Source organism: Pseudomonas sp. MF6767, from assembly GCF_016405475.1.
Taxonomy (GTDB): Bacteria; Pseudomonadota; Gammaproteobacteria; order Pseudomonadales; family Pseudomonadaceae; genus Aquipseudomonas; species Aquipseudomonas paracarnis.
This window is the reverse complement of record NZ_JAEKCY010000024.1, coordinates 39,600-65,622: the sequence shown is the minus strand read 5'-3', so window position 1 is coordinate 65,622 and position 26,023 is coordinate 39,600. Positions and strand designations below refer to the sequence as shown.

Genomic DNA, 26,023 nt, shown 5'->3' with positions numbered 1-26,023 from the left:
AACAATTAAGGACGATTGACCATGCCCACACAAAACCCGCACCGCACCGCCGGCCTTTGCACCTCCAGCAAGGTCTACAGCGCCTTGACTGAACTCAAGCACCTTGAAGGCCATCGCAGCGCCAAGTTCCTCGCATTGCTGGCAGAAAACCTGGTGCGCAAGGGCCTGCTCAGTGAGCACGAAGTGGTGAACATGCTCGACCAGGTGGTGGACTAACGCCTGACGTTGATGTCGACTATCGAGCCAGGTGATTTTTCCCAGGCACCGGCAAACCGTAAGGTGACCTCCATAACGTTTGGAGGTACTTATGCCCACTATTCAAATCATGTCCGTCATCGGCAGCGCCGTCCCCGCCCCTCTGCGCAAACTGGGCTTGCTCGCCTGCTGGTACGTTGTGCGCGATGGCGAGCCGATCAGCGGCCCGCTCACTTCGTTATCCGATGCCGAAACACAGCGCCGAATGGCAACCGACTTCAGGCTCGAGGCCTGAAAGCTACGGCAATGGCAACTTGACCCGCGGCTTGGTTTCGACGAACAACGCCCAGCATGACATGAACAACGCTGCCACCAGCGGCCCGATCACAAAGCCGTTAAGGCCGAACACCGACAGGCCGCCCAAGGTCGAGATCAGGATCAGGTAGTCCGGCATCTTGGTGTCCTTGCCCACCAGGATCGGGCGCAGCACGTTGTCCACCAGGCCAATCACGAACACCCCGAACAGCCCCAGCACCACGCCCTGCCAGATCGAACCGCTCAACAGGAAGTAAACCGCCACCGGCCCCCAGACCAACCCGGCACCCACCGCAGGCAGCAGCGACAGGAACGCCATCAGCACGGCCCAGAGCAAGGCACTCGGGATGTCCAGGAACCAGAAGATCAAGCCTCCCAGCGCACCTTGGGTCACAGCCACCAGCACGTTGCCCTTGACCGTGGCGCGCACCACGCGGTTGAACTTGAGCTGCAGGCGACGCTTTTGCGGCTCGGCCAACGGTACTGCCGTGCGCACCTTGCGTACCAGTTCCGGGCCATCGCGCAGCAGGAAAAACAGCAGGTACAGCATGATGAAAAAGCTCACCAGGAAATCAAACGTACCCTGGCCGAAGCTGAACGCCTGGGAGGCAAAGAACTGACTGCCCTGCATCGCGCCCTTGACGACCTTTTCCCGCAGCCCTTCGAGGTTGCCCATGCCAAAACGGTCGAGCAACTGCTGGAAATACGGCGGTAAAACGTTCTTGAATTGCTCGATATAACCCGCTACGTCGAGTTTGCCGCTCTCGATGTTTTTGTAGAGCGTGGCCCCCTCTTGCACCAGCAAAGCACTGGTGATGATCACCGGCAGAATCGCGATCACCAGGCACACCATCAAGGTGGTCAGGGAGGTCAGGTTGCGGTTCCAGCTAAAACGTTGCTGCAGGCGGCGCTGCATCGGCGCAAAGATAATGCCCAGGATCACCGCCCAGAACACCGCACCGTAGAACGGCAGCAATATCCAGATAAAAGCCACGGTGACCAAGGCCAGTAGCAGCAACAGGGTTTTGAATTGCAGGTTGGTTTGATTCATGTCCGGTCCATGTCAGAAAAACAGGGCCGATGGCGGCCCTGTTGCTTAGTCCGCAGCCAAACGTGGGAGTGCCCTTGTTTATCGAACAAGCATAGATCGCGTTATTTAGACCTGGGTCAATATCCCGTTATCGCTCCAGCACTACCCTCGCGCCTTTTTGCGACCCACACCCATGCGCCCGATAACTGCCCCCGAACTGCTCGCTCCCGCTGGCACCCTGAAAAACATGCGCTACGCCTTCGCCTACGGTGCCGACGCGGTCTATGCCGGCCAACCGCGCTACAGCCTGCGGGTGCGCAATAACGAGTTCGACCACGCCAACCTGGCCCTCGGCATCCAGGAAGCCCATGACCTGGGCAAGCGCTTCTACGTGGTGGTGAACATTGCGCCGCACAACGCCAAGCTCAAGACCTTCCTCAAGGACCTGGCGCCCGTGATCGCCATGGGCCCGGATGCGCTGATCATGTCCGATCCTGGGCTGATCATGCTGGTGCGCCAGCACTTCCCGCAGATGCCCATCCACCTGTCGGTGCAGGCCAATACGGTGAATTGGGCCAGCGTGGCGTTCTGGCAGCAACAAGGCATTTGCAGGGTGATTCTGTCGCGGGAGCTGTCTCTGGAAGAGATTGGCGAAATCCGCCAGCAGGTGCCGACGATGGAGTTGGAGGTGTTTGTACATGGCGCCTTGTGCATGGCCTATTCCGGGCGGTGCCTGCTGTCGGGCTATATGAACAAACGCGATGCCAACCAGGGCACTTGCACCAATGCCTGCCGCTGGAAATACCAGGCCACGCCGGCAGTGGAGAATGCCACTGGCGATATCGTCCATGAATACCAACCCACATTGGGCATCGGCACGCCCACCGATCAGGTGTTCCTGCTACAAGAGGCCAATCGCCCCGATGACCCCATGCCTGCTTTCGAAGACGAACACCGCACCTACATCATGAACGCCAAGGACCTGCGGGCCGTGCAGCATGTGGAGCGCCTGGCACAGATGGGCGTGCATTCGTTGAAGATCGAAGGCCGCACCAAGTCCCACTTCTACTGCGCGCGCACCACCCAGGTGTACCGCCAGGCCATCGATGACGCAGTGGCCGGCCGGGCGTTTGACCGCGGCTTGATGACCAACCTCGAGTCCCTGGCCCAGCGTGGCTACACCGAAGGTTTCCTGCGCCGCCACGTGCACGATGAATACCAGAACTACCAGAACGGCAGCTCGGTTTCCGAGCGCCAGCAGTTCGTCGGGGAGCTGACTGGCGAACGACGTGGCGCGTTGGCCGAAGTGAAGGTGAAGAATCGCTTTGTGCTGGGCGACCACCTGGAGTTGATGACGCCCGCCGGCAATTTTCATTTTGACTTGCCGAGCCTGCATAACGCCAAGGGCGAAAGCATTGAGGTGGCGCCGGGGGACGGGCATACGGTGTATGTGCCGATTCCGGCGCAGATGGACCTGCGTTTTGGCCTGCTGATGCGCGACGTTTAAACCCTGCCGTGGGTTGGATGGATCAGATCCTGAACTGGCCTACCAACTGCCCGAGGCGCTGGCCCAAGTCTGCCAGGCTGCGAGACGTATGAGCGCCCAACTGGGTTTCGTCCGCCACGCTGTCCACCGCTACCGCAATCTGATGCACGCTGCGGTTGATCTCTTCCGCCACGGCGGTCTGCTCTTCCGCGGCGCTGGCGATCTGGGCGTTCATTGAGTTGATGGTGCCAATCAGTTGCGCCATGGTGTCCAGGGACGCGCCGGCCTGGTTGGCCTGGGCCGAGGTGCCGTCGCCGGCATCGCTGGAACGGCGCATAGCGTCCACGGCCGCCTCGGTGCCTTTTTGCAGGCGATCGATCATGCCCTGGATTTCCTGGGTGCTGGTTTGGGTGCGACTGGCCAGGGCACGCACTTCATCGGCGACCACGGCAAAGCCACGCCCAGCCTCCCCGGCCCGTGCGGCCTCGATGGCAGCGTTGAGCGCCAGCAGGTTGGTTTGCTCGGCGATAGAGCGGATCACGCCGAGCACACTGACGATTGACGACACATCCTGCTGCAGGCTGTCCAGGGACACGCCGCTGCTGCGAATGTCGTTCACCAGCGCATGGATCTGCGCGATGCTGCCGTCCACCACCCGCTTGGCGGCCTGGCCTTCGGCGTCGGTCTGCTGCGCAGCGACGGCGGCGCCTTGGGCACTGCGTGCCACTTCGTGGGCCGCCGAGGACATCTGGTTGATCGCGGTGGCCACCTGGTCGGTCTCGTGGCGCTGGCGTTCCATGGCCTGCTCTGAGCGCTGGGCCTGGTCGGACACCTGGCTCACCAGCCCGGTGAGTTGGGCGGTCATGTCGGTGATCTGGCGCACCAGGCCATGGATTTTATCGACAAAGCGGTTGAATGCACCGGCCAGGTCGCCGAGTTCATCCTGGCTGGTAATGGCCAGGCGGCGCGTCAGGTCGCCTTCACCCGCGGCGATGTCATCGAGGTTGGCCTTCATCAGGTGCAGCGGGCGCAGGATGGTATTGGCCAGCAGCATGCCCACGGCGGCGATCACCAGCAACACCACCACGGCCACGCCGAGGATGCTCAACAGTACGCCTTGCATGCGCTTCTCGACTTTTGCCTGCACCACCGCCACTTGGGCGTCGATGCCATCGAGGTTCACCGAGGTGCCGATCACCATGCCCCACTTGGGCAGGTACTCGGTATAGCCGAGCTTGGGCACCAGTTCGGTCTGGCCGGGCTGGGTCGAACTGTATTGCAGGTAGTGGGTGCCGTCCTTGCCAACCTTGACCAGGTCGCGGTTGACGTAGACGCCGTTGGGGTCGCGGTTGTCCTTGAAGCTTTTGCCCACGCCGTCCGGGCTGTTGCCCTTGAACAGGCGGATGGTTTCGGAGTCGTAGCCGAAGAAATAGCCGTCTTTGCCGTAGCTGGTATTGGATAACAACTTGACCACCTGCGCCCGCGCCGCGCTATCGCCGGGGGGTGCCGCGTCGTAGAGCGGCTTGATGGTGGTCATGGCCACCTCGACATAACTTTGCAGGGTGGCCTTGGCGTCGTTGAGCAGGCGCTGACGGGTTTCATCCACCTCGTTGCGGGCCTGGCCCTGCAGAATCCACACGGTGGTCAGGCTGATGACCACGGCAAACAACAACACCGGCACGACAGCAAGGGCCAGGACTTTGGCCTTCAAACTCAGACGCATGGCTTTTCTCTCTTGTTAGTGGCGACTTGAGAGGTTAACGGCCATGTGAGCGATTACTGTAGGAGCGAGCTTGTGTGGCGAGGCAGCTTGCTGCCGCTGGGGTGCGCAGCGCCCGCACGCTTTTTTGGGGCTGCTTCGCAGCCCAGCGGGAGCAAGCTCCCTCGCCACAGAGGTTCTCGCCTGGATCAGAGCGTCATCGCGGCCAGCCAGCCGAACGCCAGCAGCGGCAGGTTGTAGTGCAGGAAGGTCGGCACCACGGTGTCCCAGATATGGTGGTGCTGGCCGTCGATGTTCAGGCCGGAGGTGGGGCCTAGGGTGGAGTCCGAGGCAGGCGAACCGGCGTCGCCCAAGGCACCGGCGGTACCAACGATGCACACGATGGCCACCGGGCTGAAGCCCAACTGCACACACAGCGGCACGAAAATCGCCGCGAGGATCGGCACCGTGGAAAACGACGAGCCGATGCCCATGGTCACCAACAACCCCACCAGCAGCATCAACAACGCGCCGACGCCCCGGCTATGGCCGATGAACGCCGCCGAAGTTTGCACCAGCGAGTTCACGTCACCGGTGGCCTTGAGCACTTCGGCAAAACCTGAGGACGCGATCATGATGAAGCCGATCATCGCCATCATTTTCATGCCTTCGGTGAACAGGTCATCGGTGTCGCGCCAGCGCACGATGCCCGACACCGAGAAGATCAGGAACCCGGCCAGGGCGCCGATGATCATCGAGTCCAGCCACAACTGGATGATGAACGCCGAGGCAATTGCCAGGCCGGCCACCAGCAGGGTCAGCGGGTTGTACTGCACCGCCACTTGCTCGACACGTTCGATTTTCTTCAGGTCGTACACACGCTTTTTGCGGTAGCTGATCAGCACCGCCACCAGCAGGCCGACCACCATGCCCAGCGCCGGCAGGCCCATGGCGTGGGTGACGTTGACCCCGCTGATATCCACCCCGCTCTTGGCGACGTTGGCCAGCAGGATCTGATTGAGGAAGATATTGCCAAAGCCCACCGGCAGAAACATGTACGGGGTGATCAGGCCGAAGGTCATCACGCAGGCGATCAGGCGACGGTCCAGTTGCAGCTTGGTCAGTACATACAGCAGCGGCGGTACCAGCAGCGGAATAAACGCAATGTGGATCGGCAAGATGTTCTGCGAGGCAATCGCCACCACCCACAACAGGCCGATCAGCAGCCATTTGACGTGGTTGCCACCGCTGGCGTCCTGGCGGTCCACCAGCAGCAAGGCTTTGTCCGCCAGCGCATGGGCCAGGCCGGACTTGGCAATCGCCACGGCGAAAGCACCGAGCAATGCGTAGGACAAGGCCACGGTTGCGCCGCCGCCCAGCCCGCCGTTGAAGGCCTTGAGCGTGGCCTCGATGCCTAGACCACCGGTCAAGCCACCCACCAGGGCGCCGACGATAATGGCGATGACCACATGCACGCGGGACAGGCTGAGTACCAGCATGGTGCCGACCGCGGCGATGACTGCGTTAATCATGGTTACCTCAAGCAGAAACAAAAAAGACAGGCATGCCCGCGCGCGGCCCATGGGAACAGCTGCCGGCGTGCAGGCTTGAAAGAGGTCTTATTAGAGGGCGCGCACTTTGCAGGAGCTGGGCTGTCATGTCAAAAACTGTGGTGAGACAAAGCCCTCTGCACAGATAAAGAAATACCGGCACTGGCCGATACGCTGTCTCTATGTGCTTTCAGGTAAGGATGTCCCGATGTCGCTCAGGCAGCTCTCCATTCAATGGAAAATCACCCTGCTGGCGGGCCTCTGCCTGCTGGGGATCGTGACCCTGCTGGTGGGTCTGTCGCTGTATCGCATGGCGCAGAGCTCGCAGCAGGTCAAGGCGTCCAGCATGCAGATGCTCGACGAAGCTGCCCAGTCGCGCATCGAGGCCCAAGGCGAAGTGCAAGCGCTGGGCATTCGCCAGCAGTTCATGGATGCTTACCAGTACGGCCATGGCTTTTCCCGCCAGGTGTTGTTTTTGCGCGAGCAGGCCGAGAAGCGCTTTCTCGATGCCTTCGACACCCGTGAAGACCTGACGCGCCAGGTCAAGGCCGCCCTGCAGGCCAACCCCGACCTGCTCGGCCTGTCCCTGGTGTTCGAAGCCAATGCGCTGGACGGCAAGGACGAACTGTTCGCCAACCAGGCGGAACTGGGCAGCAATGACAAAGGCCGTTTCGCGCTGTACTGGTCGCAACCGACACCGGGGAAAATCACCTCGATGGCGCTGCCCGAGAGCGACATGGCCGACACCTCCATCGGCCCCAGCGGCGAAAAGGCCAACGCCTGGTTCACCTGCCCGCGCACGACTCTCAAGCCCTGCGTGATCGAGCCCTACTTCTATGTGATCGACGGCCAGAACGTGCTGATGACCAGCATCGTGTTCCCGCTGATGGTCAATGGCAAAGTCATCGCCTCGCTGTCGGTGGATATCAACCTCAACAGCCTGCAGGCGGTCAGCCAACAGGCCAGCCAGAAACTGTACGACGGCCAGACCCAGGTCAGCATCCTCAGCGCCACTGGCTTATTGGCTGGCTACAGCCCGGATGCCAGCAAACTCAGCCAACGCCTGGAGCAGGTCGACCCGGCCAGCGGCGCACAGCTGACCAGTGCCTTGGCCAGCAGTACCCAGACCCGCAGCCTGCGCACCGACCACCAACTCAAGGTACTGGCGCCTTTTGCGCCGATTCCCGGCGGTAAGGCGTGGGGCGTATTGCTGGATGTACCGGAAAAAGTCCTGGTCGCCCCCGCCGAAGCGCTGAAAAACCAGCTGGACGCCGACAACGCCAAAGGCACCCTGCTGGAACTGGGCCTGGGCCTGCTGGCCGCCGTGGTCGGCTTGATCCTGGTGTGGCTGATGGCACGCAGCGTGACCCGGCCAATCCTCGGCGTGGCGCACATGCTTGAGGATATCGCCAGCGGCGAAGGCGACCTGACCCGGCGCCTGGCCTATGCCAAACAGGACGAACTGGGCCAATTGGCCGGCTGGTTCAACCGTTTCCTCGACAAGCTGCAGCCGATCATTGCCGAGGTCAAACGCTCGGTGCAGGACGCTCGCGGCACCGCCGACCAGTCCGCCGCTATTGCCACGCAAACCAGCGCCGGCATGGAGCAGCAGTACCGTCAGGTGGATCAGGTGGCCACCGCATCCCACGAAATGAGCGCCACCGCCCAGGACGTGGCCCGCAGCGCCGCCCAGGCGGCCCAAGCCGCCCGAGATGCCGACCAGGCGACTCGTCAAGGCTTGACGGTTATCGACCGCACCACCGCCAACATTGGCGAGCTCGCCGCCGACATGAGCACCGCTATGACCCAAGTTGAAGGCTTGGCCGCCAACAGCGAACAGATCGGCTCGGTGCTCGAAGTGATTCGCGGCATCGCCGAGCAGACCAACCTGTTGGCGCTCAACGCCGCCATCGAAGCCGCTCGCGCCGGTGAAGCCGGCCGCGGTTTTGCCGTGGTCGCCGACGAAGTGCGCAACCTGGCACGGCGCACCCAGGAATCGGTGGAAGAAACCCGCCTGGTGATCGAACAATTGCAAACCGGTACCAGCGATGTGGTCGGTTCCATGGGCAACAGCTATCGCCAGGCCCAGGGCAGCGTCGAACAGGTCGGCCAGGCCGTCACCGCCTTGCGCCAGATTGGCGATGCGGTCACGGTGATCAGCGACATGAACCTGCAAATCGCCAGCGCCGCGGAAGAGCAAAGCGCCGTGGCCGAAGAGATCAACAGCAACGTGGCGACCATTCGCGATGTGACCGAATCGTTGTCGGAGCAGGCCAATGAATCGGCGCGGGTCAGCCAGGCGTTGAACAGCCTGGCGAACCAGCAGCAGGGGTTGATGGATCAGTTCAGGGTCTGAATGTAGCTAGGCTTTTCTGTGGGACCCTGCCCCAATGCCAGTCCGTTAAGGGCTTTTTGTAGGAGCGAGCTTGCTCGCGAAAAACTCACAGGCGCCGCGTTCATTCAGCAAGCACGCGTTATCGTTGACGTTTTTCGCGAGCAAGCTCGCTCCTACAGTAGGCGATGCAGACACCTCGGTATTCCAGGTAAACCGAGTCGATGCGATCGCAGGCAAGCCAGCTCCCACATTTTGAGCAGCGGTGTGCCAGTGTCAGCGGCGTGGCAACTGGATCAATACCTGGAGCCCACCCAGCTCACTCTCCTGCAGTTGCAACACCCCACCCCACACCTCAACAATGTCGCGCACGATCCCCAAACCCAGGCCATGGCCAACCCTTTGCTCATCCAGGCGTGCGCCACGGCTGAACACTTGGTCGCGCTGGGCCTCGGGAATGCCGGGGCCGTCGTCTTCCACCGCCAGCCGATAGCCCTGGGGCGTCTCGCTGACGCTCAGGCGTACCTCGGCGTCCGCCCATTTACAGGCGTTGTCCAACAGATTGCCCAGCAGTTCCAGCAGGTCTTCCCGGTCCCAGGGCAGTTGCAGGCCCGGCGCCACCTGATAGCTGAGGTCCAGGTGTTCGCCGTGGATCATGCGCAGGGTGGCCAGTAAACCGGGCAGCTCTTGTTCACAGTCAAACAACGCGCCCGGCAAGGCATCGCCCGCCAGGCGCGCACGGTTGAGTTCACGGTTGAGGCGCTGCTGCACCTGCTCCAATTGCTCGCGCAGCAACTGGCTCAGTTGCGGATGATCCTTGAGCGCGTCACTGGAGGCCGCGCTCAACAACACCGCCAGCGGGGTTTTCAGCGCATGCCCCAGGTTGCCGAGGGCGTTGCGAGAGCGCTTGAGGCTGTCTTCGGTGTGCGCCAACAGGTGGTTAATCTGCGCCACCAGTGGCTCCAGCTCAAGCGGCACTTGGGTGTCGAGTTGCGAACGCTGGCCTTGTTGCAGTTGGGCGATCTGGTTGCGTGCGGTCTCCAGGGGGCGCAGGGCACGGCGCACGGTGACCCGTTGCAGGATCAGCACCAACAGCAGCGCCGCCAGCCCCATCACCAGGCCGACCTGGCGCATCAGGCGAAAGCTTTCGCGCACAGGCGTGTAGTCCTGGGCCACGCTGATGGAAATCGATTGGCCGAAGCGCTTGTAGTCCGAGCGCAGCACCAACAGTTGCTGGCCTTCGGGCCCCAGTTGCAGGTTGCCCTTGAGCCCCGCCACCGGGAGCCGGGGCAGTTCCTGGTCCCACAATGAACGGGAGCGCCAATGCACATCGGCAAAGTCGATACGAAAGTAATGCCCGGAAAACGGCCGCTGGTACGCCGGCGACAGGCGTTGCTCATCCAACTGCACGCCGTTGGGCCCACGCACCAGCGCCACCAGCAGGTTTTCGCTGTCGTTGCGCAAGCCCGCTTCAAGGTAGCGTTGCAAACCCGCCTCGAACAACCACAGGCTGGTTTGCGCCAGCACCACGCCGACAATCACCATCACGCTGATCAACCCCAGGCTCAAGCGCCGCTGGATCGACCTCATGCCGGGGTGGCGCCGAAACGGTAGCCCTGGCCACGCCGGGTCTCGATCACGCTGCGGCCCAATTTGCGTCGCAGGTGGTTGACGTGCACCTCAAGTACATTTGAGTCGCGCTCGGTCTCACCGTCATACAAGTGTTCGGCCAGGTGGCTTTTGGACAGGATCTGTTCGGGATGCAGCATGAAATAGCGCAACAAGCGAAACTCGGCAGCCGTCAATTGGATCTCGGCGCCGTCGCGTAGCACGCACTGGCGCCCTTCATCCAGATGCAGACCGGCAGCTTGCAGGGTGGGCTGGTTCGTCTGGCCGTGGGAGCGGCGCAGCAGCGACTGGATGCGCAGGTACAGCTCTTCAGGGTGAAAGGGTTTGCTCAGGTAATCATCGGCGCCGGCCTTGAGCCCTTCGATACGCTCGGCCCAGGAATCGCGGGCCGTGAGGATCAGCACCGGGATGGCCAACGCGGCGGCGCGCCATTGCGCCAGCACTTCAAGCCCGGGTAAACCGGGCAAGCCAAGGTCGAGGATGATCAAGTCATACGGCTCGCTGCGTCCCTGATACACGGCGTCGCGGCCATCGGCCAGCCAGTCGACCGCGTAGCCCTGGCGCTGCAGGCCGGCCATCAGTTCGTCGGCCAGGGGCACGTTGTCTTCCACCAGGAGCAGGCGCATCAGTCTTCCTCATCTTTGATCAGGTCGCCATTGGTGGCATCCAGCTTGATCTCGCGCACCACGCCCTCGGTGGTCACCAGTTCCACTTCATAGGCGTATTGCCCGTGTTTCTTTTCCAGTTCGGCTTCCAGCAGCCGTGAGCCGGGGTATCGCGCCATGGCCTGCTGCAACAGCTGTTCCAATGGCAGGATGACGCCTTGTTGGCGCAGGGCCAGGGCTTCGTCCTGATTGAGGTCGCGGGCCGCGAGGCTGGAACAAAACACCATGAGCACCAGCGCCACGCGACTGCCGACGCGTAAATTTACCTTCATTACGTATCCTGATGATTCTTGAGAACCTGCCCGGTGAGCGCGTTCAATTCAACATCCCATTCAATGCCGTCGGTATCTCGTAGCTCGACTTCATAGACGTACTTGCCGTATTCCTCATCCAGATCGGTGTCCAGCAGCGTCGAACCAGGGTGAAGGGCCAGGGCCGTGGCTTCCAACTGATCGAAAGCGACAATTGTAACAGTGGCCGGCACGATCAGTGGCTTGTCGGGGTCCACGGCGGCGGCCGGGGTCGCCGTAACGAGGATGATAGCGGCGGCGCCCAGGGCAGTGAGGCGCTTCATGATAAGTCTCCGTTACATGATGTTTTCCTACATCGGCCACCGTACGCCCTGCAACTTAACTGAAACTGAATTGCCACCATGGCAATTCCAGTCAAGCCATTTTTCCCACTGCCTGCGAGATTTCCTATACTGCCCCGCTCGCCTCAACAGAGACCGGTATGACAGCCATCCATATCAAGTTCCCGGCCTTGACCCTCAAGGCCGGTAAACGCGCCATCACCCGCATCCGCGAGCAGGGCCTTGCGCCTGCCGACGTCGGTATCCTCCCCGGGGCGGCTGGCGGCCCCAAGGCCCTGGGTATCCAAGGGCTCGACCTGGCGCTGTTCGGTGATTGGTTGCCCCGTGCGCCGCGCGAGCGTGCGCTGATCGGCGCGTCCATTGGCTCCTGGCGGTTTGCCAGCGCCTGCCTGCCCGACCCGGTGCAAGGTTTGCTCGACCTGGGCCGGCTGTACAACGAGCAGCGCTTTGCCAAAGGCGTGACCATGGCGCAAGTCAGCCAGAGCTGCCAACGCATGCTCGACGACCTGCTGGCCGGGCGCGATGCGCGGGTGCTGGACAACCCCGACTATCGGCTGAACATCATGGTGGTCAAGAGCCACGGTTTGCTCGCCGATGACCACCGTGGGCGGCTGGGGCTGGGCCTGTCATCGGTGATTGCCGATAACCTGCGGGGCCGCGCACGGCTGTCGCGGCATTTCGAGCGGCTGATCATCCACGACCCGCGCCAGGCGCCCCCTGTACACCCCCTGAAGGATTTCCCCTCGCGCTTTCTCACCCTGGACGTGGGCAACCTGCGCCAGGCGTTGCTCGCGTCCGGGTCGATCCCCATGGTCATGCAAGGCGTACGCGACCTGCCTGGGGCCGGGGCCGGCACCTACCGCGACGGCGGCCTGCTGGACTACCACCTCGACCTGCCCTACCACGGCGATGACATCGTGCTGTACCCGCACTTTACCGACCGGGTCATCCCCGGCTGGTTCGACAAGGGCCTGCCATGGCGACGCAGCAACCAGCAAGGCTTGCAGGATGTGTTACTGCTGGCGCCGTCCAGGGACTACCTGGCCCGCCTGCCCCACGGCAAGCTGCCAGACCGCAGCGACTTCAAGCGCTTTATGGGCGATGACCCTGGCCGTAACAAATATTGGCAAACTGCCATGAGCGAGAGCCAACGGCTGGGGGATGAGTTTTTGGCATTGGCGGATAACGGCAAGCTCGGCGACCGTTTGCTAGCCCTTTGACCGCATGGGCGCCTGCGGCCGAGGGGCGGTATGCGCAGAGGTTGATCAAGCTGTTAAACTCGCCGCCTGCCAGACACCTGACCGAGCTGAAAACACTGTGGAAATCTTCAAGGAATTTACATTCGAATCCGCCCACCGCCTGCCCCACGTACCGGAAGGCCACAAATGCGGGCGCCTGCATGGGCATTCGTTCAAGGTGGCCATCCACCTGAGCGGCGACCTGGATCCCCATACCGGCTGGATTCGCGACTTCTCGGAGATCAAGGCGATTTTCAAGCCGCTCTATGAACGCCTCGACCACAACTACCTCAACGACATTCCCGGCCTTGAAAACCCCACCAGCGAAGTGCTGGCCAAGTGGATCTGGAATGAACTGAAACCCTTGTTGCCGGAACTCAGTGCGATCCGTATCCACGAGACCTGCACCAGTGGGTGCATTTATCGCGGCGAGTAAGTGATCGAGTGTTGAAAAGACCACCTGCGGGGAATGTCACTGTGGCGAGGGAGCTTGCTCCCGCTGGGTCGCGAAGCGGCCCCAAAAGATGGGACTGCTACGCAGCCCAACGGGAGCAAGCTCCCTCGCCACAGGTCACTGTTTGTTCGCTCTAGCTCTTAATTGGCTGGCATTGCCAACTGTAGGTGTTTTTTTTCGAAGCGGCGGGCTGATCCATTAGGAAAACCCGCACAGACGCCGATCGACTGAGCCAGTTTGGCTCACCGCTGCACTGCTTTTGCGCTGATTGGGAGGAGGCGGCCTTATAAAGGGCTTACTCCGTCAGCGCATACCTGCCTGCACCTGCATTGGCACGCAGGATGCACACGACCTGGGTCACCACTCAGGGAGCAGCCCCCATGACGCAACAAGACCCCGGCAACGACTACCCTCTCAGCGAAGTCCCCTTGCACGCGCGCAAGGGTCTGGCCTCTACGGCCATGGTGTTGCTGGGGTTCACCTTTTTTACCGCGACCATGTTCGCCGGCGGCAAGCTGGGGGTGGCGTTCAGCTTCATCGACATGCTCGGCGTCGTGGCCCTGGGTAACCTGTTGTTGGGTATCTACGCCGCAGGCTTGGGTTACATCGCGTTCAAGAGCGGCTTGAACTCGGTGTTGATGGGGCGTTTCTGCTTTGGCGAAGTGGGCAGCAAGCTCAGTGACTTGATCCTCGGTTTTACCCAGATCGGCTGGTATGCCTGGGGCACGGCCACGGCTGCGGTGGTATTGGGCAAGTATTTCCAATTGAGCCAGGGCAGTGTGCTGGGGCTGATGGTGGTATTTGGCTTACTGTTCTGCGCCACCGCCTACGTGGGGTATCGCGGCTTGGAAATCCTGTCCTACATCGCGGTGCCGGCCATGGGGCTCCTGTTGCTGCTGTCGATGTGGGTCGCCACTGTAAAGGTCGGCGGGCTGGAGGGGCTGCTGGCGGTGGTGCCCAGCGCTGAGCTGGACTTGTCCACCGCCATCACCCTGGTGTTCGGGACCTTTGTCAGCGGGGCAACCCAGGCCACCAACTGGACGAGGTTTTCGCGCTCGGCCAAGGTTGCGGTGTGGGCCAGCCTGATCGGTTTTTTTGTCGGCAATGGTTTGATGGTGCTGATCGGGGCCTATGGCGCCATCGTCTATCAGCAACCGGATGTAGTGGAAGTCTTGCTGCTGCAAGGTTTCGCCACGGCGGCGATGGCGATGTTGCTGCTCAATATCTGGAGCACCCAGGACAACACCATCTACAACTTCGCCGTCGCCGGTTGCAACCTGCTGCGTACCCAGCGTCGCAAGAGCGTGACCCTGGCCGGCGCGGTGATCGGCACCCTGCTCGCCTTGTTCGGCATGTACGACCTGTTGGTGCCGTACCTGATCCTGCTGGGCACGGTCATCCCGCCGATAGGAGGCGTGATCATGGCGGACTTCTTCTATCGCTATCGCGGCCAATATCCGCGCTTGGCAGAGGCTCACTTACCGGCATTCAATTGGCCAGGTCTGATCGCGTATGGGGTGGGTACCGTGGTCGCGTTCAACTCGCCGTGGGTCGCGCCGTTGGTGGGAATTTTTGCCGCATCGCTGACCTATGTGCTGCTCAGCGCCATACTACGCGCCATGACCGCCTGGACATCGGTATCGTCCTGAGGATCTGGCGGCTGTCTGCCTGATTTTTTAGCCAAGAGGAACTTGCCCATGCACATCATCAATGCCCGCCTGCGCAACCGTGAAGGCCTGCATGATCTGCACCTGGAAAATGGCCGGATCGCCAGCATCACTGCGCAAACCGGAGCGCCCACACTGATGGCCGGCGACTTGGACGCCGCCGGCAACCTGGTCATACCGCCCTTTGTCGAGCCCCACATCCACCTCGACGCCACCCTCACCGCCGGCGAGCCGCGCTGGAACATGAGCGGTACGCTGTTTGAAGGCATCGAGTGCTGGGGCGAACGCAAGGCCACCATTACTCTGGAAGACACCAAGGCCCGGGCCAAAAAAACCATTCAGGCCCTCGCCGCCCATGGCATCCAGCATGTGCGCACCCATGTCGACGTCACCGACCCGGACCTCACCGCACTCAAGGCCCTGCTGGAGGTACGTGAAGAGAGCACCCACCTGATCGACCTGCAAATCGTCGCCTTTCCCCAGGAAGGCATCGAGTCATTCCGCAATGGTCGTGAGTTGATGGAAGAAGCCATTCGCCTGGGTGCCGATGTGATCGGTGGCATCCCCCACTTCGAATACACCCGCGACCAAGGCGTGAGTTCGGTGAAGTTCCTCATGGATCTGGCCGAACGCACTGGCTGCCTGGTGGACGTGCACTGTGACGAAACCGACGACCCCCACTCACGCTTTCTCGAAGTCCTCGCGGAAGAAGCCCGCAGCCGCGACATGGGTGCCCGCGTGACCGCCAGCCATACCACCGCCATGGGTTCCTACGACAATGCTTACTGCGCCAAGCTGTTTCGCCTGCTAGGACACTCCGGCATCAGCTTTGTCTCGTGCCCCACCGAAAGCATCCACCTGCAGGGCCGCTTCGACAACTTCCCGAAACGCCGTGGTGTCACCCGTGTGAACGAACTGCTTGAGGCCGGCATGAACGTGTGTTTCGGCCAGGATTCCATCGTCGATCCCTGGTACCCGCTGGGTAACGGCAACATTCTGCGAGTATTGGAGGCCGGTCTGCACATCTGCCATATGCTCGGTTACCGCAATTTGCAAAACGCCCTGGACCTGGTCACCGACAACAGTGCCAAAGCCATGGCCCTAGGCGATCGTTATGGGTTGCAAGCAGGTCGCCCGGCCAACCTGCTGATACTGTCGGCCGACAGCGACTACGAAGTCATACGTAGCCAGGGCCTGCCGTTGTACTCGATTCGCAACGGCAAGGTACTGATGAAACGGCAACCGGCACAGGTAGAGTTTATGTAACCGCGTGGGTTAGACGACTGAGTCGATGTCCAACGTTTGCACCCGTACCTGTTCATCGTGGGAAGGCGGCGGAACGCTGGTGAATTGGGCCGGCTCACGATTCTCACGATGGCGGAACCAACGCTTGAGGCTCGCTTGCAGATGTGCAGAAGAGGCATGGCTGCCGTAGACATCGCGGGCTTGCAGGCGACGCCAGCGCAGGCTTGCCAAGCGCTGTCGGCTGGTGTGCAAACGGTCGATCTCTGCGTTCAAGGCATCGGTAGGTTCATGGCTACGATCATTGGCAGGGCGCCGCAGAGCAAGTTCACGCCGCTTGGCCCGTAGTTGCTCGCGCATGTCTTCAAAGGCCCGGTCGAGCAGCTCGAATTCCCTCTGGGTCACCAACGGGCCCTCACTCTCCAGGGTTTGTTGCCAGCGGCGCAATGTCGCCCACGCCGCGGGGATGTAGCTGGTGGTCATGAAGTGCTGGTCGGCTTGAAACAGCTGCCTCAGCACATTATCGCGGTCGGGCATGTCGCCCTGCAGTTGCAATGCGCGGTTGCAACCCGCTTCTTGGAGGGATTCACAGCCAGGTTTCCATAACACCGAAGAATGGCTGCCATCCGGGAGCGTGATCGGCATGAAATGATATTGCTCGCCATGATGTCGATAGGGGTTACCACCCACGCGCACCAGCCCTGCGGCGAACAACAGGCCACCGGGTACGGGATTGCTGAATAGCGTGATGGCCCCGGGAATCCAGAGCTTGGCGGTGGTATTCATCCAGGGCGCCGGGACGCTGGGGACAGGGTCGTTGTGGTTGACGATGCGGTGGTGGACCAGGGAAGAGGCACCGGCGGTAAATTCAGAGTCGGCGGCGCGGGGGGCGCCGTAGGTGTAGAGAAGGACGTTGTAATGGGCATCCTGGGCTCGGCGCAGCCCTTCGGCCAACAGCAATGCAATGGCGCCTCCAAGGCTGTGGCCGCAAATTACGATGCGCTGGCCCACATGAAACTGATCAAGGTATTGCAATACGAAATCACGCATAGCCCGGTAGGCCTGGTAAAAACCACCGTGCGCTTTTCCAACGCCGTCGTCGAAAGACACCTGATGGGCGTCGGCGTCGCGTAATACGTCGGCACGGCTGACCGTTCCTCGCACAGAAATCAGGATGATCTGATCGTGGTGAGTGATGAAGGCCTGGGTATCAGTGCCAAATTTTTCATCATCGAAAAAGTGCAGACGTGCGGGATGCTCCTGCTCTTCGTTTCGTTCCGGGCGATTTTGGGGATACAACACGGGATCGAACGGCAGGATTTCGAAGCGTTGGGAGTAAGGAATATCTTCGTAGATCGGGTAAAAACGGTGTGATTGCTTCGGATCAATTCGCCAGGCTTCGTGATACACCGAAAGCTGTTCAGCGAATAAATTTCCAACGCTCGGATCCAACGGAAACCGGACTTCGTCTAATGGTTTTTCGGCGGGGGCCTGTCCAAAATCGCAGTAACTCAACGCTGCAAACAATGCCAGTTGGTATAGGTTCAGGGCACAGAAGCCGTCTTCGGTGGATAAGATGGGGCGTAAGGCCCGTAGTGGTCGCACTTCCAGAACGGTGTGCTTGTTGGGGAACAGTACGATACCCACCAATGAAGGCTGAGGCGGGCCGAAGCCCAGATCGGCCAACATTTTCAGTGCATGGCGCTTGGGACGCAAAGCTGACGAAGCAGGTCGGGGCAAATGAGCGCTATGGCGTACCAAATCGCTTACTTCAACCTGATAAAACCCATCCGCTTCTTGGTAGGCAGGCCCCCCCTCAACGCGTCTGCCGCCAGCACTACCAAAAAAAGTTCGCTCAGCGCGAATTTGAAGTTCGGTGATAGGCAGTTTGTACGTTCGGCGCGTTCTTAGCTGGTAGTACGGCTCCTCAGTCCCGCTATACAAATCATCCAACATGAGAACAACAGGGCCGCAGTAGAAATCTTGCAGCCTGGCAAAACCCTCGCCATTCAATTTACCGACTACTGTCTCCCTGAACTGTCATGGACCGAAAATGGCAGTCCGCCATAGGCTTTTCCATTGCCTGCCATATCGACCAAACGAAAACTTACCCAGTGCCCTTTCAATGCGCAAGCAGGCATTCGTTCACTGAAAAAAGCTTGCTTCCATGCATCCAGCTTCATGAATTCGTCCTTGTTACTTGCATGTTGGATAGACGTCGCATATGCGCCCGTCCGGCATTTTTATGGGTTTAAAGTCCGTGGTGTTACCTGCGCAATATGCAAAAAGGTCTTCGAAACTCTTGCCTCTGCATCGCCGCCATCCACCCGGCACAGCTACCCATCTATCATCAAAGGCAGGTAACTCATCCTCACTGACAGATAGCACCAGCCTCAGCTTTTTCCCCGGTAATTGCGGCCGTTGCGCCACGCCCCCTACCCGCGACTCTTGCAAGTTACCCATCGAATCCAATGAATTGCAGATCAGGAGTTTTCTAATCGCATGCAAAGGCCCTACGGTCCGAAAGTGCCACTTACATTGCCCAAGTATTTCCTGCACACCCGAGTCGGGCATCCCAGGTAGCTCGGCCTCCAAACGGTCTCGAATGGAAATACTCCCGAAATTCCCGCCCACATCCGTACTCCGTGTCCCCCACTTCGCATAGAAGTCAAATTCCACACTGCGCAGGACCAATGGACAACCGTCTACCGTTTCAGTCAGTGGCAACTCATAACTCACACTGCTCGCCACAGGCTTGTAGTCTGTAAAAAAGACTTTTCGCTCAGGTCTTTTGCCTCGCCGCCGAGGCAAGGTGCAGGTCTCACCCGTTGCGGGCCGGTAGTTCGCAGCCGTTTTAAGTTCAAATTGCGCCGGCAAATCCACCTCCAATGTAAAACGCTCCACCGTCCTCCCCGTACACCCCGAAAGCCACGCAGCCGCAACAACCAGCAACACCCACCCTATCCACCTATTCACCTTTCCCTACCTCCCTGCGCCACTGCTCCACCACTCGTTCAAAATGCTCCCCTGGCGCCTCGCCGGCCCTCGGCTGCCAATGGATAACACTGCTTCGGGTCGCCTCTGCCAAACGACGCACCACCAGAAATTCGAGCTTCTCCGGCTCCCGCCATTGCCAAGCGCGCGCCTGCGCCAGTACCTGGGCCAGCCAAATCCTTGGGTCTTGGAATTCGACCAATGCCGCCAGGTCTTCACTGTGTTCCGCCAACAGGTAACGCAGGATATTGGCGTTCAGGATGGCTTCGGCCTGGGGATTGGGTGTATCGAGCCAAGGCGGGAGCCGAGGCGCTGGGTAATCGCCCGGTGCAGGGTTTTCGTGATGGCACCAATGGCCTTCGTGCCAATAGCACACACTGATCAGCGGCCCGAGGTAGACCGGCCAATGCTCTTTGGCCAGATAGGCCAGGGCGCGGGCCAAGGTGCGGTTGTCGTGAATGCGGTAAAGCGCCTGCTGGCCCTCCGGCCCTGTCAGGAGCCTTTCGCGCCAATGGCGCGCCACATCCGTCAAGTCGGTAGCCGACAAGCTCGCGAGCCACCCCCAGTTTGACTCGGGGTGTTGCAACAGATCAGCCAGGGCGGGTTCATTGATCTGCTCAAGCAAGAGGATGATCGGGCCAGAACTCGCCAGCTCCGCCGCGGCGGTATCGCTATAGAGATTGCAATAGTGCGACGGGGCGCAACCTGCCAATAGAGGCTGGCGAGCCTCGTGGCCACCTTCCACTATCAGGCACAATCGGTGCCCGTTCTGCAGCTGTTGGGCCATCCAACGACGGGGCAAGCTGTCCATCAAGCCGCCCTCTGCGTGATATCGCACAGGCCTTCGCGACAGCGCTCGCACAGGGGGCAAAAGTCCGCGTCAAGTTGCCTGGCCAAGTCCATGACGACGCTTTGCACTGCCGACAACTGCGCGCCAGCGAACAAAGCCGGGCTCGCCGAACTGTTTGCGACCGACGAACCGGCCTGGGTAAGGGGCCTGCTGCTTGAGATACTGCCCGCTTGCATCACCAAGTGTTCCCCGCCAGCCATCAAGCTCAGTTGCGCACCGGCCTCAATGACCAGGCTGGCACCGGCCTTGAGGTGAACCCGCTGCCCAGCTTCGAACACCAGGCTCTGGCCAACGCGAGTCAGGCTATCGCCCTCTACCTCCAGGCGACTGTCATGACCCACCCGTTGTTCCAAGTCACGCTGGGCGTGCAGGTAGATGAGTTCTTCGCCGCGTCGATCTTCAACGTGCAGCTCGTTAGCCCCTCCGCCATCCGGTGAGCTGCGGCTACGCAGCACGCTGCGTGTCTTGTGCTGCGGCAAGGGATAGGCTGGCAGGTTTGATGCATTGGGCAGGCAACCCATGACGAGAGGGTGATCCGGGTCGCCCTCCAGAAAGCTCACCAGCACTTCCATGCCTACCCGTGGAATCACCATGGCACCAAACCCGTCCCCCGCCCAACCGGACGCCACGCGCAGCCAGCAACTGCTCGCCCCCTCGCGGTTGTCCACACGATCCCAATGAAAGCGCACCCTCACCCGACCATAGGCATCGCAATGCACGTCTTCGCCCGCAGGCCCGGTTACCGTCGCGGTCTGGCTGCCACTGATCGTTGGCCTGGGATGCTTGAGGGCCGGTCGATGCACTGCACGCCAGGGTGTCGCGGTGAATCGGTTGCGATAGCCCTGGAATCCACTGGCTTCAACCATCGACTCCTCCAACACCTGCGGCTGGTAACCCTCATGACGCACCGAAGTCAGCAGCCATAAATCGTTGCAGAGTGGGTCGGGGTGATCACATAGCTCAAGGAAGTGACCACTGCGCAATGCCGGCTGATCGCTCTTGCCCAACACCCTGTGGCGATCACGCTCGTGACGCTCCAGGCCGCGTCGCGCCAGCTGCGCGCCGCGCGCATGCCCCTTAAAACCGGCAGGGTAGGCATAGTCTTCCAAAGTTTGCGCCTGCACGGCACCGGCCTCTTTTTGCAGACGAAATGAAGGGTGCTCGAAGTCATAGTCACGACGTACAGTGCGCCGGCTGCGCGTCTCCAATCGCAGGTCGAAGCGCTGTACAACATGGCTCTGGAGCGCCGGATCAGGCGACGAACAATACCGCTGCACCGACAACCGTCGAAATACTGTCTGATCATCACCGAACACCAGCAGATGATTGTCCACGCTGTGACGAAAGTGATAGTGGATGCCCTCCTCTTCACACAGCCGCTGGATAAAATGCAGGTCGGACTCCCTGTACTGCACGCAAAACGCGCGTGGCGGATACACCACCGGCCCGAGTTCAAAGGCATAGGCGTCAGAGAAGATGCCGTGGTGTTCGAGGACCGTCGCAATGATCTGCGGTACGCTGCGCTGCTGGAAAATCCGCTGGTCGCAACGATGGGCAAGGGATGCCAGGCGTGGAGCCAGCGTGATGTGATAACGGGTGAGTCGCGCACCGGGATCGTCCCGACCGATGGCGTAGACGTACCCATGCAGGCCCTGCCCTGCTTCCCCGAAGTCCAGATAGGCGGGTTTATGAAGCAATGCCTCCAGGTCAAGAGAAGGATCTTCGCTGACTAACTGCACCTGTATGAAGTAAGGTTGATCGAGGGCTTCGCTGCCTTTGAACGCTACTACCTGAAGATCTGTATTTATTTCTGAAAGGATCAATTTGAAACATGACGAAAGAAACTTGTTAACCATCCTTTGTTACCCGCCATCAACTTTTCGATTGAACGACTCTCTTTCGCCAACGCCAACTGGATTGGAAAAAAAGCACCTGAACATGCTCAAGCTTAGCGATTTCAGGCGATTTTCGGCCCGCACCGAATAAAAAAGAAGTTTCGTACAACGAGGATGGAAGTGTCTTTTTACAAAATATTAATACTTTCCATAACAAACAGAAAACGCGGACTGTTGCTTGTCTATTTACAACTAAGCTTTAAGGAAACGACTGACACTAATTCAAGGCACCTGCTGTTCCGAGATCTACATAATTAGTCGCGCCGTCCCGAAAAGACTCACACTCAGCACATTTCCAGACTCGGTCTGCAATCGCACTGGCGCCGTGCCACCCGGCATCACCACCGTTACGTCGTCACCCTCAATCCAACCCGCGCGCCATGCCGCGCATGCTACTGCGCTGGCGCTGGTCCCCGAAGACGCCGTAGGCCCCTCTCCTCGCTCAAATACGCGCGCGATGACTCGATTGCCAGCGTCTCGAGCAACCCATTGCAGGTTGACCCCGCCAACACAGAGTTGCCCGCACCCTGCCGGCGGTGCAAAAGCGATGGCCTTCAACCGATTGAAAAGTGCCAACTGGTGCATCGTGTCATTAACCGGCAACGCCGACACATGCTCAACCAGCGTCACACAATGAGGGTTGCCTATCCGGACAAATTGGCTGTTTCCCCATTGCGCATTGATCGACGCCAATGCCGCCACGCGGCTGAATTCATGATGTGCCGCGACCACAGGGCTCACACCGACCGCCCCCACCGCCAAGGGGCCAAACTCGGGCCTGCCCAACGCCAGCCAGAAGCCTGGCACCTGTTCATGCTTCGCCGGCTCGACATAGGTGATCACGGGCGATACCGCATCCGGCTTATCGTGATACACCCGCAACTCGCTACCGTGCACCATTAACCCCTGGTCGGTTAACGCCTGGGCAAAAATGGTCAGGCCATTACCACTGCGTTCGGCGAGAGAACTGTCGGTATTGATGATCAGCAGATCAAACGGTGGCCGTGCTTGAAATGGCCCGACTAACAAACCATCACAGCGATACGCCTTTGCACCGGCCGGTGGTGGTAATGCACCCCAGCCACATTCGGACGCAATGGCCGATGCGGCCCACATCTCGCGCGTGCTTGCAGCCAAGCGGGCGTTGTCGGGCACATCGATACCCAGACCGCGCAAATGGGCCGGGCTGACCACCCCATAGATATTTCCGCGTGCATCGTAGAACCGAGTCATGACCACGCCAGCCAGAGATTTTTCATCGGTTCGTCCGCTCACTTATCGACCATCGGGACAGCAGCGTATTACAGAACGGTCGATCTGTGGGAGGTGGGCGCAAAGGCAGTAAGCCACTGCAAGAACCTGGGGTTCAGCCACTCCTGCAGGGAGTACACACCTTCCGGACCACCTCCTACAGATTCGACCATTCCTACGTGGTTACCCCACGCCAAAGCGTTCCATTTTTTGTAAAAAAAATGCTCGCAATCTGCGCTTTTAATCCTGATAACAAAAGGAACCCAGCTCGCTCGAGAGGGCCTGATGTGCAAGGATGTCGCGCCGGACATCGTTCGTTGAACGCCAAACCAAGGATTTTTCATGACTGCCATTCCCACCCCTGCCCCCGTGGTTCCCGGGCGGCTGGAGCAGATGTCGACCCGCATCGCTTTTTTTATCGCAGGTTTCGGTATCGCCGCCTGGGCACCTTTGGTGCCGTACGCAAAGGCGCGTGCAAATCTGAATGAAGGCACCCTTGGCCTGCTGTTGTTGTGCCTGGGGGTGGGGTCGATCATCGCGATGCCCGCTGCGGGCGTGCTGGCATCTCGCTTTGGCTGCCGACGCGTGCTCACCGCAGGGACGCTGATGATCTGCCTGGCCCTGCCGATGCTGGCCACTGTCAGTTCGATCCCGCTGTTGATCGCGGGGTTATTCCTGTTTGGCGCGGGCCTGGGCACCGTGGACTCCACCGTCAACCTGCAAGCGGTGATCGTTGAGCGCGCCAGTGGCAAAACCATGATGTCGGGCTTTCACGGGTTGTTCAGCCTGGGGGGCATTGTCGGCGCAGCGGGGGTTGCGGGGTTGCTGGGGCTGGGCCTGTCGCCATTGCAGGCGACCCTGGTGGTCGTCGTTATCACGGTGGCGGCGCTGTTGAAAGCCGCACCGCATTTGTTGCCTTATGGCAGCAAAAGCTCGGGACCGGCATTTGCAGTGCCCCATGGCGTGGTGTTGTTTATCGGTTGCCTGTGTTTCATCGTATTCCTGGCTGAAGGTGCCGTGCTGGATTGGAGTGCTGTGTTCCTCAGCGCCGAGCGCGGCCTGGATGAGGCTTACGCCGGCCTGGGGTACGCGGCATTTGCCTTGACCATGACTGCTGGACGCCTGACCGGCGATGCCATTGTTCGACGCCTGGGGCCCACTCGCGTAATCGTGATCGGTGGCGCGCTGGCCTGTGCCGGCTTGCTCCTCGCGACCCTATTGCCAGCGTGGGAAACGGCGCTGCTCGGCTACGCGCTGGTGGGTGCAGGGTGTTCGAATATCGTACCGGTACTGTATACCGCCGTGGGTAAGCAAACGGTGATGCCAGAGCATATCGCAGTGCCTGCCATCACCACATTGGGCTACGCCGGGATTCTCGCCGGCCCCGCCATGATTGGCTTTATCGCCCATGGCAGCAGCTTGAGTACTGCGTTCATCCTGATCGCGGTATTGCTGGCGGCAGTAGCCATCAGTGGAAAAATCCTCAAGGTATGAGTCCAAGCTTCAACGCGCTTTGCGAGCATCGTCCTGCTCCCGCCAACGTTCGAGGCTTTTGTTGCTGAGCCAACCGTCCTTGTGAGGCGGGCCAAACAGTCGTGTGCCATTGGCTCGCTGTAATGACGACAGCAAACCCGGACGGTCAAGAATATTCTTCGCTGTGTAGACACTGAGCTCGCTGTATTGGGACCTGGGCATGCCTGTAGACGTATCCAGCACAGGCGCGCCGTGTGGATCTACCTCATACGGGTCTTGCATAACCGACCGAAGCTTGGCTATTTCAACGTACTGATGCGTTTCAAAGAGATAGGTTCGATCCATGGTCTCGTCTCGCAGATGCGCAAACTGGCTTTGCAGCGCCTCCACCACCCGTGCATTGCTTTGGGCATGAAACGGATCCTGGCTGAAAACACTTGGAGAGCTGTTGCCCTGCAAGGTCTGGGCAGCCGCACTGAGGCTGTCACGTGTGATATCGCCATCACGGCTGAAGATAGCGTCGCTTAGCCGAGGGCGTTTGAGAATTTCTCTGACGACCTGGATCGCGTTGTCCAACACCTCGTTTTCACCCGTCGGTTGAGCAGCGATCCGCTTCAAGGACGTCCAAGTCAAGCGCCCGTCATTCAGAAACGGGTGCACCGCGCCGAAGGATTTTTCCAAGGCCTTTGCCAACTGGCTATCCTTTGTAGTTGCACTTGGCAGGGAACCACTGGCCCGCTCAACAGGGGAGTTCTGCAAGTCTCGATAGCGCAGAGCGGATAAGGTCCCACGCAAGAGAAAGGGTTTGTGCGAGCCTCCAGCCGAGGGCGCGGATGGGGCTTCATACCAGGTTTCAGATTGGCAGACCGGTGGTGGAGTGGTTGATTGTGCGGCCAGCCTGTCGGGAGGAAGCGGCCGGCCGGAAGGTACTGCACCCTTAATTGTCATGGGTTTTCTCCAACTCTTTTCAGATGCATATCCGCTGGGTGGTCTGTGCCGTGATGGGCAAAATCAACGAATAGACTCTCCTCAGGCAGGTACCTCATGTGTGGTTGGATGGGCTCGACAGTTCCGAGTAAAAGGCTAATACCAATGACAATATGTAAAACCGTGGTCAACCACCCTCATCCAGCTTTCGCCTACGCCACCAGCCTGCCAGGCTGTTGATCAAGCCGGTGTCTTTCAATGAATCGCCACCGGCCCCCGGCGTCTGCAACTCCGCCAGCAGGCCCCGGGAAAAATCATCCGAAACGGGCGCCTGGAATTTGCGCTCGCCGGCATAAGCCTTCATGCGCCGCGCCTCGGCCTCATATTCGGTCGACTCAAAGGGAAGACTTTGCGACGCTGCGCACTCCTCTGGCATTGCCAGACTCGCTTGCTGGGTGTTGCGCAAAAGCTCGAGAGGGCCAGGTTTGGGGGAATTAAACGAGGTTGAAGTCATATGTTTTCCCTCATTCGAAAGCTGA

The 26,023-nt window shown here is 60.2% G+C and carries 22 protein-coding genes and 3 pseudogenes; 10 read left to right on the top strand and 15 right to left on the bottom strand.

The genetic code is table 11. The features are described 5' to 3' along the window. Positions 1-21: 21 nt before the first annotated feature. Positions 22-216: a hypothetical protein gene (locus JFT58_RS26275; protein WP_003190284.1), complete on the top strand. Its 195-nt coding sequence runs from the start codon at positions 22-24 to the stop codon at positions 214-216. Positions 217-307: 91 nt separating this feature from the next. Further along, positions 308-490, top strand: a complete 183-nt coding sequence (locus JFT58_RS26270; RefSeq protein WP_034125803.1) for a hypothetical protein — start codon at positions 308-310, stop codon at positions 488-490. 3 nt (positions 491-493) lie between these two features. On the opposite strand, the gene JFT58_RS26265 is transcribed toward JFT58_RS26270, so the two are convergent. Beyond that, on the bottom strand, positions 494-1,561 hold the full coding sequence (locus JFT58_RS26265; RefSeq protein WP_019818663.1) for an AI-2E family transporter: 1,068 nt from the start codon (positions 1,559-1,561) through the stop codon (positions 494-496). A 172-nt stretch (positions 1,562-1,733) separates the two neighbouring features. Between JFT58_RS26265 and trhP the strand changes: the two genes are divergently transcribed. Continuing rightward, the gene (gene trhP / locus JFT58_RS26260) at positions 1,734-3,047 is read left to right on the top strand and encodes a prephenate-dependent tRNA uridine(34) hydroxylase TrhP (protein WP_054898807.1); all 1,314 of its coding nucleotides are present in this window, start codon (positions 1,734-1,736) and stop codon (positions 3,045-3,047) included. Between the two features lie 22 nt (positions 3,048-3,069). Here the strand turns inward: trhP and JFT58_RS30885 are convergent, their stop codons facing one another. The 3 genes and pseudogenes from JFT58_RS30885 to JFT58_RS26250 form a co-directional block, all read right to left on the bottom strand. Continuing rightward, on the bottom strand, positions 3,070-3,825 hold the full coding sequence (locus tag JFT58_RS30885; RefSeq protein ID WP_371264158.1) for a methyl-accepting chemotaxis protein: 756 nt from the start codon (positions 3,823-3,825) through the stop codon (positions 3,070-3,072). 102 nt (positions 3,826-3,927) lie between these two features. Next, positions 3,928-4,749, bottom strand: a pseudogene (locus JFT58_RS30880) (cache domain-containing protein); the annotation flags it as partial. 185 nt (positions 4,750-4,934) lie between these two features. Then, entirely contained in the window at positions 4,935-6,254 is a 1,320-nt protein-coding gene (locus tag JFT58_RS26250; RefSeq protein WP_164919368.1) for a Na+/H+ antiporter family protein, read from the bottom strand. A 229-nt stretch (positions 6,255-6,483) separates the two neighbouring features. On the opposite strand from JFT58_RS26250, the pseudogene JFT58_RS30875 reads away from it, so the two are divergent. Together JFT58_RS30875 and JFT58_RS30870 are read left to right on the top strand one after the other, a co-directional pair. After that, positions 6,484-7,773 (top strand): annotated as a pseudogene (locus JFT58_RS30875) (HAMP domain-containing protein); the annotation flags it as partial. 102 nt (positions 7,774-7,875) lie between these two features. Continuing rightward, on the top strand, positions 7,876-8,631 hold the full coding sequence (locus JFT58_RS30870) for a methyl-accepting chemotaxis protein (protein WP_370694801.1): 756 nt from the start codon (positions 7,876-7,878) through the stop codon (positions 8,629-8,631). A 252-nt stretch (positions 8,632-8,883) separates the two neighbouring features. Here the strand turns inward: JFT58_RS30870 and JFT58_RS26240 are convergent, their stop codons facing one another. From JFT58_RS26240 to JFT58_RS26225, 4 genes are read right to left on the bottom strand one after another with little or no spacing between them, the layout of a single operon-like run. After that, positions 8,884-10,197: a sensor histidine kinase gene (locus tag JFT58_RS26240; RefSeq protein WP_054898804.1), complete on the bottom strand. Its 1,314-nt coding sequence runs from the start codon at positions 10,195-10,197 to the stop codon at positions 8,884-8,886. Next, positions 10,194-10,862 carry a response regulator transcription factor gene (locus JFT58_RS26235; RefSeq protein ID WP_034135263.1) on the bottom strand — a complete coding sequence of 223 codons (669 nt, stop codon included), beginning with the start codon at positions 10,860-10,862 and terminating at the stop codon, positions 10,194-10,196. Before JFT58_RS26235 ends, JFT58_RS26240 begins: the two co-directional genes overlap by 4 nt. Continuing rightward, positions 10,862-11,173, bottom strand: coding sequence for a PepSY domain-containing protein (locus JFT58_RS26230; RefSeq protein WP_003190266.1), 312 nt, complete (start codon positions 11,171-11,173; stop codon positions 10,862-10,864). The genes JFT58_RS26235 and JFT58_RS26230 overlap by 1 nt, the downstream gene beginning before the upstream one ends. After that, complete coding sequence (locus JFT58_RS26225) at positions 11,173-11,475, bottom strand: PepSY domain-containing protein (protein ID WP_054898803.1); 303 nt, start codon at positions 11,473-11,475, stop codon at positions 11,173-11,175. The genes JFT58_RS26230 and JFT58_RS26225 overlap by 1 nt, the downstream gene beginning before the upstream one ends. A 158-nt stretch (positions 11,476-11,633) precedes the next feature. Here JFT58_RS26225 and JFT58_RS26220 point away from each other — a divergent pair, with 158 nt between their 5' ends. The 4 genes from JFT58_RS26220 (at position 11,634) to codA (ending at position 16,118) form a co-directional block, all read left to right on the top strand. After that, positions 11,634-12,713, top strand: a complete 1,080-nt coding sequence (locus tag JFT58_RS26220) for a hypothetical protein (RefSeq protein WP_054898802.1) — start codon at positions 11,634-11,636, stop codon at positions 12,711-12,713. Positions 12,714-12,810: 97 nt separating this feature from the next. Beyond that, positions 12,811-13,167 carry a 6-carboxytetrahydropterin synthase QueD gene (gene queD / locus JFT58_RS26215; protein WP_003190259.1) on the top strand — a complete coding sequence of 119 codons (357 nt, stop codon included), beginning with the start codon at positions 12,811-12,813 and terminating at the stop codon, positions 13,165-13,167. Positions 13,168-13,565: 398 nt separating this feature from the next. Continuing rightward, positions 13,566-14,834 (top strand): cytosine permease, encoded by a 1,269-nt coding sequence (gene codB, locus JFT58_RS26210; RefSeq protein ID WP_054898236.1) that lies wholly within the window; start codon positions 13,566-13,568, stop codon positions 14,832-14,834. Positions 14,835-14,882: 48 nt separating this feature from the next. After that, the gene (codA, locus tag JFT58_RS26205; RefSeq protein ID WP_034125811.1) at positions 14,883-16,118 is read left to right on the top strand and encodes a cytosine deaminase; all 1,236 of its coding nucleotides are present in this window, start codon (positions 14,883-14,885) and stop codon (positions 16,116-16,118) included. Between the two features lie 9 nt (positions 16,119-16,127). Here codA and JFT58_RS30505 read toward each other — a convergent pair. From JFT58_RS30505 to JFT58_RS26180, 5 genes and pseudogenes are all read right to left on the bottom strand, one after another. Continuing rightward, positions 16,128-18,277: pseudogene (locus tag JFT58_RS30505) on the bottom strand (lipase family protein). A 13-nt stretch (positions 18,278-18,290) separates the two neighbouring features. Beyond that, positions 18,291-19,070 (bottom strand): hypothetical protein, encoded by a 780-nt coding sequence (locus JFT58_RS30500; RefSeq protein WP_371262642.1) that lies wholly within the window; start codon positions 19,068-19,070, stop codon positions 18,291-18,293. Then, complete coding sequence (locus JFT58_RS26190) at positions 19,063-19,899, bottom strand: DUF4123 domain-containing protein (RefSeq protein WP_054898234.1); 837 nt, start codon at positions 19,897-19,899, stop codon at positions 19,063-19,065. Before JFT58_RS26190 ends, JFT58_RS30500 begins: the two co-directional genes overlap by 8 nt. After that, entirely contained in the window at positions 19,899-21,794 is a 1,896-nt protein-coding gene (gene tssI / locus JFT58_RS26185; RefSeq protein WP_054898233.1) for a type VI secretion system tip protein TssI/VgrG, read from the bottom strand. The genes JFT58_RS26190 and tssI overlap by 1 nt, the downstream gene beginning before the upstream one ends. A gap of 285 nt (positions 21,795-22,079) precedes the next feature. Continuing rightward, complete coding sequence (locus JFT58_RS26180; RefSeq protein ID WP_054898232.1) at positions 22,080-23,066, bottom strand: diaminopimelate epimerase; 987 nt, start codon at positions 23,064-23,066, stop codon at positions 22,080-22,082. Between the two features lie 360 nt (positions 23,067-23,426). Here JFT58_RS26180 and JFT58_RS26175 point away from each other — a divergent pair, with 360 nt between their 5' ends. After that, a complete protein-coding gene (locus tag JFT58_RS26175; protein ID WP_054898231.1) occupies positions 23,427-24,578 on the top strand; it encodes an MFS transporter in 1,152 nt (383 codons plus the stop codon). Positions 24,579-24,587: 9 nt separating this feature from the next. On the opposite strand, the gene JFT58_RS26170 is transcribed toward JFT58_RS26175, so the two are convergent. After that, on the bottom strand, positions 24,588-25,250 hold the full coding sequence (locus tag JFT58_RS26170; RefSeq protein WP_229999851.1) for a type III secretion effector protein: 663 nt from the start codon (positions 25,248-25,250) through the stop codon (positions 24,588-24,590). Positions 25,251-25,671: 421 nt separating this feature from the next. Beyond that, positions 25,672-25,920: a type III secretion protein gene (locus JFT58_RS26165; protein WP_229999849.1), complete on the bottom strand. Its 249-nt coding sequence runs from the start codon at positions 25,918-25,920 to the stop codon at positions 25,672-25,674. Positions 25,921-26,023: the final 103 nt, after the last annotated feature.